Source organism: Paraburkholderia sp. (assembly GCF_049581445.1).
Lineage (GTDB): Bacteria > Pseudomonadota > Gammaproteobacteria > Burkholderiales > Burkholderiaceae > Paraburkholderia.
Window position 1 is genome coordinate 1 of record NZ_JBAURZ010000157.1, and the last position, 5282, is coordinate 5282.

The 5282-nt window shown below is 59.8% G+C and carries 5 protein-coding genes and 1 pseudogene; 3 read left to right on the forward strand and 3 right to left on the reverse strand.

Features of this window, described 5'->3' with window-relative positions; all coding sequences use genetic code 11:
• The coding region (locus WCA85_RS14650; RefSeq protein WP_424065005.1) for a tetraacyldisaccharide 4'-kinase at window positions 1–308 on the reverse strand (308 nt) is incomplete at its 3' end.
• A 485-nt stretch (window positions 309–793) separates the two neighbouring features.
• Between WCA85_RS14650 and xseA the strand changes: the two genes are divergently transcribed.
• Window positions 794–2173 carry an exodeoxyribonuclease VII large subunit gene (gene xseA / locus WCA85_RS14655; RefSeq protein ID WP_424065007.1) on the forward strand — a complete coding sequence of 460 codons (1380 nt, stop codon included), beginning with the start codon at window positions 794–796 and terminating at the stop codon, window positions 2171–2173.
• A gap of 210 nt (window positions 2174–2383) precedes the next feature.
• Window positions 2384–2962, forward strand: coding sequence for a superoxide dismutase (locus tag WCA85_RS14660; RefSeq protein WP_424065009.1), 579 nt, complete (start codon window positions 2384–2386; stop codon window positions 2960–2962).
• A 290-nt stretch (window positions 2963–3252) separates the two neighbouring features.
• Here the strand turns inward: WCA85_RS14660 and WCA85_RS14665 are convergent, their stop codons facing one another.
• Window positions 3253–3822: a DUF4863 family protein gene (locus WCA85_RS14665; protein ID WP_424065011.1), complete on the reverse strand. Its 570-nt coding sequence runs from the start codon at window positions 3820–3822 to the stop codon at window positions 3253–3255.
• Window positions 3823–3927: 105 nt separating this feature from the next.
• On the opposite strand from WCA85_RS14665, the gene WCA85_RS14670 reads away from it, so the two are divergent.
• A complete protein-coding gene (locus tag WCA85_RS14670) occupies window positions 3928–4899 on the forward strand; it encodes an AraC family transcriptional regulator (RefSeq protein WP_424065013.1) in 972 nt (323 codons plus the stop codon).
• Window positions 4900–4946: 47 nt separating this feature from the next.
• On the opposite strand, the pseudogene WCA85_RS14675 reads toward WCA85_RS14670, so the two are convergent.
• A pseudogene (locus WCA85_RS14675) lies at window positions 4947–5282 on the reverse strand (EmrA/EmrK family multidrug efflux transporter periplasmic adaptor subunit); the annotation flags it as partial.

The following is a 5282-nucleotide window of genomic DNA, read 5'->3' on the forward strand; positions in this document are numbered from 1 at the left end:
GGCCGGACGACGCGCGCCCCATAGCCGCGCGACACGACGCCTGGCTGAAAGCCGGCCGCGCGCAACGCTTCGACCAGTGCGATGACAGTGGGCGTCTTGCCGGTTCCACCCACGGTGACATTGCCGACCACGACCACCGGCACGCCGACGCGTACCGATTTCAGCCAGCCAAACGAAAAGGCGGCACGGCGCGCGGCAGCGATTGCACCAAAGATGCAGGCGAGCGGCAGGAGCGCCCATGCGAGCGGCCCGCGCTTTTGCCACTCATGCGCGAGACGCGCCTCCAGCGGGTTGTTGACTCCACTCATGCTGCCAACGGAGGTGCGGCCTGCGACGGCAACATAGCTTCAGATGACGCGACACACGGGACAAGGATCAACGCGTTTCTCCGGGCAAATTCAACGGGACGGGGCGAGGCAAGCTAATGCCCTGAGACCCGGCACTCTAGCGCGCGAGCGTCAATAACGGCAAGTCGCGCAACTGTCCACTTGACCTTGGACGTGGGCATCCTGTAGCGCTTCAGCCTGTGGATAACTTTGTGGAGAACCTGGCGTCGATGAGGCTGGAAAGGCCGCTCCGTGCGGTCCTTGTCGGGCAACAGTAATATTAACGAGATATAAAATCCATATAAATCAAAGAGTTGGTTCCAACTTATTGGGCTCTCGGAAGAGATTTTGCGGCACCGCCGCAGACGGTCCCGCCATGTGGACACTTTTAACAATCTGTACAACACGCTGGACGCAAATGGCTGCTCGGTCTATCGTCTGTCCGGCTTATTCTTTCCCGGTCTCGCATGCAATCCGATAGTCCTTTTTCGTCCTCGGCCACCTCGGGTGGCGAGGTGGTGGTGCCCGTGTCGGCGCTCAATCGCGCCATTGGCTCGATGCTCGAACGCTCGTTCCCGCTGGTCTGGGTGGCGGGCGAAGTGTCGAATTTCACCCGCGCGGCGAGCGGGCACTGGTACTTCTCGATCAAGGATGCGCAGGCGCAAATGCGCTGCGTGATGTTCCGCGGGCGCGCCCAGCACGCAGAGTTCACGCCGCGCGAAGGCGACCGCATTGAAGTGCGTGCGCTGGTGACGATGTATGAGCCGCGCGGCGAGCTGCAACTCAATGTCGAAGCCGTGCGTCGCACCGGACAAGGGCGGCTTTATGAAGCGTTCCTGAAACTCAAGGCGCAACTCGAGGCGGAAGGGCTCTTCGCTGCGGAGCGCAAACGGCCGTTGCCCGCGCATCCGCGTGCAATTGGCATCGTCACCTCATTGCAAGCTGCCGCGCTGCGCGACGTCTTGACGACATTGCAGCGCCGCGCGCCGCATATTCCTGTAATCGTCTATCCGGCGCCGGTGCAGGGCGTGGGCGTGAGTGCCAAACTCGCGGCGATGGTCGAAGCCGCGAACGCGCGACGTGAGGTGGACGTGCTGATCGTGTGTCGCGGTGGCGGTTCGATCGAAGACCTGTGGGCCTTCAACGAAGAAGTGCTGGCGCGTGCGATTGCCGAAAGCCGTGTGCCGGTAGTTAGCGGCGTCGGTCACGAAACGGACTTCACGATTGCCGATTTTGCCGCCGATGTGCGCGCGCCGACGCCAACCGGGGCCGCCGAACTCGTCAGTCCGCAACGCGCGCTGTTGCTGCGCGATCTCGATCACCGTCATGCGACGCTCGCACGCGGCTTCGGCCGCATGATGGAGCGGCGCGCACAACAACTCGACTGGCTCGCGCGTCGACTCGTCTCGCCTGGCGAGCGGCTCGCGCGGCAGCGCACGCATTTGCAGCAATTGAGCGTACGGCTTGCGTCGGCGGGGGCGCGTCCCGCACGTGACGCCAGAGCACGGTTTTCGCTGCTGCAGATGCGCTGGCAGCGCTGGCGTCCGGATCTCGCGGCTCATCGCAATGCCGTGAATGCCCTCGCACAGCGGCTCGACAGCGCCGTGTTGCGTCAACACGAACGACAAACGGCGCGTGTCGCAACGCTCACGGCTCGCCTCGAAGTGCTGAGTCCGCAACGTACGCTCGAGCGCGGTTATGCGGCTTTGCTAGATGCGCAAAGCGGCCGCGCCGTGCGTGCGCCCTCATCGCTAAAGCCTGGCCGGCGCCTCACCGTGCATGTTGCGGAAGGCACTGCGGATATCACGCTGGCAGACGTGCAAGCCCGTTTGGCCGACGATTTCTGACGCTTGCGTAAGCCGTCCATGTGACCGTGGCATGGCGCTTGCGGACGCTTTGTTTGCGTCCGGTTTGCGTGCGTCGCAGGGCCTTTTGACCAATGCCGGACATAAAGTCCGCTGGTTTGCGGGGTTATTCCAACTCGCCTACAATCGAGTGCTCTACAGCGTTATCCGCAGACTGACTCCTCCCCCACAAACAGATAGAAGGAAAGCACCATGGAACATACGCTCCCGCCGCTGCCGTTCGCGAAAAACGCACTCGCTCCGAACATGTCGGAAGAGACGCTCGAGTTTCACTATGGCAAGCACCATCAGACCTATGTGACCAACCTGAACAATCTGATCAAGGGCACGGAGTTCGAAAGCCTGTCGCTCGAAGAAATCGTCAAGAAGGCATCGGGCGGTCTCTTCAACAACGCTGCGCAAGTGTGGAATCACACGTTCTTCTGGAACAGCCTGTCGCCGCAAGGTGGTGGTGCACCGAAGGGCGCACTCGGTGATGCAATCAACGCCAAGTGGGGTTCGTACGACAAGTTCAAGGAAGAGTTCGCCAAGACCGCAGTCGGCACGTTCGGCTCGGGCTGGGCATGGCTCGTGAAGAAAACGGACGGCTCGCTCGACCTGGTGTCGACCAGCAACGCTGCTACGCCGCTCACCACGGACGCCAAGGCGCTGCTGACGATCGACGTGTGGGAGCATGCTTATTACATCGACTATCGCAACGCCCGTCCGAAGTTCGTCGAAGCGTATTGGAATATCGTGAACTGGGACTTTGCCGAGAAGAATTTCGCGTAAGGTTTTGTGCCGATCGCTGATCTGAAGGCCCTCCGTCGTGAGGGCTTTTTTTTTCGCCGGATTGTGAGTGGCTATGCCGCGATAGAGACGTACTCTTCGAGCAGACGTCGCACGATTTTTTTCCGCTCCTTGCCGTGATATGAACACACGGCTGCGACGATTGCGTGCCTTGGTCCACGATGAGGTATTGCTTGCCGAAGCCCGCCGCGAAGAAATACTTCGGTCCGATTCACCACAGATAGCCGTAGCGCGCATCGATCATCGGCGGGCATGCGGCACGCCTGAGCGCTTCAATGCTGCGGCGGTTTGACGTCGAACGCGATCCGTCCTGCAGGCAGAAACGTGAGCGAGATGACAGCGCCGTCCTTGACTTCGGGAAAGTGGTGACTGCCTGGCTCCGGTGCAGTCCAGCCGCCATAACACCAGCCGTTCGGACCTGCGAGCGCGGCGCCTTCATTGAGCGGGACCACCAGATTGATCTCGCCATACGGGTGCAAGTGATAGCCAGCACGGAAGCTGCCCTCCGGGTTGTTCTGGGTGTTATCCGTGCTGTCCAGCAGCACCGCTGTGGCGCTGAAAAAGAACGTCTCCGCACTGGGCACACCGAGTTGTGAGCGACGGTAACGTGGGCCAGCAATTTCGATGTCGGCCGCCCAACCCTCCCGAACACCGAGGGTGATCAGTCGTGACAATTCCTTATAAAGGTCGCTCTTAACGCCATATTTTGCATTCAGCCATTGCTCGACCTTGGTGCTCGTGGTCATGTCCTTGACCTCTTGCAGAAAGGGGATCAAACGGGCGACCAGCTCGTCTTTGCTATGGGCGAATTGCGAAGCAAGAATCGGGGTGTCATATGTCATGGCGTTGGTGTTCCAATGAAGCGGTGAGTCTCCATTCTTGCTCGCGACGTTCGTTCAATCCATAATCAGTTGGCCAAATTTTCTATTGCATCGTACATATTTCTCATGGATCCGCTTTCGGACGTGTTCTCGTTGCTGAAGGTCAAAAGCGTGCTTTCTGCGCGCTTTGAGGCCGCCGAGCCTTGGGCCCTGCGATTTCCCGCCTATCGTCACATCAAATTCGCCGGCGTCATCAAGGGTGATCGATGGGTATGGATTGAAGGCGTCACCGAGCCCGCGAAGTTGGAAGAGGGAGACTTCTGTCTCCTCACGGACGGATTGCCCTACTGTTTTGCCAGCGATCCCAGCGTGCAAGCGCAAGACGGCGAAAAGGTGTTTGCCAGTCACCTGGGTGCGGATGGGATTGTTCGCTATGGACGGGGAGAATCGCGCACGATTAGCGTCGGGGGACTCTTCGAATTCGATGGCGATATGAGCGGCTTGCTGCTGAATTTACTGCCGCCGCTCGTTCTCGTTCCGGCGGATTCACCCGATGCCAGATCGTTGAGTGCGGCCCTCGAATTGATCAGGGCAGAGACAGAGTCCGTTCGGCCAGGAGCGGCGGCGATGGCGGGCAGCATCGCGAATATTGTGCTGGTGAACATTCTGCGAGCGCATCTTGCCGCCAACCCGAGATCGGCTGGCTGGCTGGGCGCGTTGTCCGATCCAAGGATCGGCTCTGCGCTAAGGATGGTGCATGAAGAAATAGCCCGTCGCTGGAAGGTGGAGGAATTGGCGTCGAAGGTCGGCATGTCACGCACCTCGTTCATTGAGCGCTTTAAAGAGCTCGTGGGATTGCCCCCAGTGGAATATCTGATCCGCTGGCGCATGACGATTGCTAAGGATGCCTTGAAAACGGGAAACAACAATCTCTCGAGTATCGCCGCTGCCGTCGGCTACGCGTCCGAAACCACATTTAGTTCGACCTTCAAAAAAATGTTTGGTCAGAGCCCCAGCCGGTATCGCTCGGAAGCACGAAGCAAGAACAGCGCAGCAGCGGCACCTCTGCAGCCAGCAACGAGATCAGAATGTGGATAGTGGGAACGAAAGTGGAGAGCGCCTCGCGACAGCCTCGGCGCACCCACTCAATTCCCCATCGCCACCTTCGTTGCTGCCTGCTGTGCAGTCTTCACTTTCATCGCAGACGGTTGAGCGGTCTTCGTCTGCGCCACCAGTTCGTTCTGCCCGATGATCTTCGCGATCTCAGCATCGGCCTGTTCACCATACTGTGCAAACACATCGGTGTGATAGGTCGTATTCACCGCGGCCGCGAGCTGTGTGCCGGAGTCGTCGCGCGTTTCGGCCTCAACATCCATCGACAGGCCAATGCGCAGCGGATGCGCCTGCAGTTCCTTCGGGTCGAGCTGGATACGCACCGGCAGACGCTGCACGATCTTGATCCAGTTGCCGGTCGCGTTCTG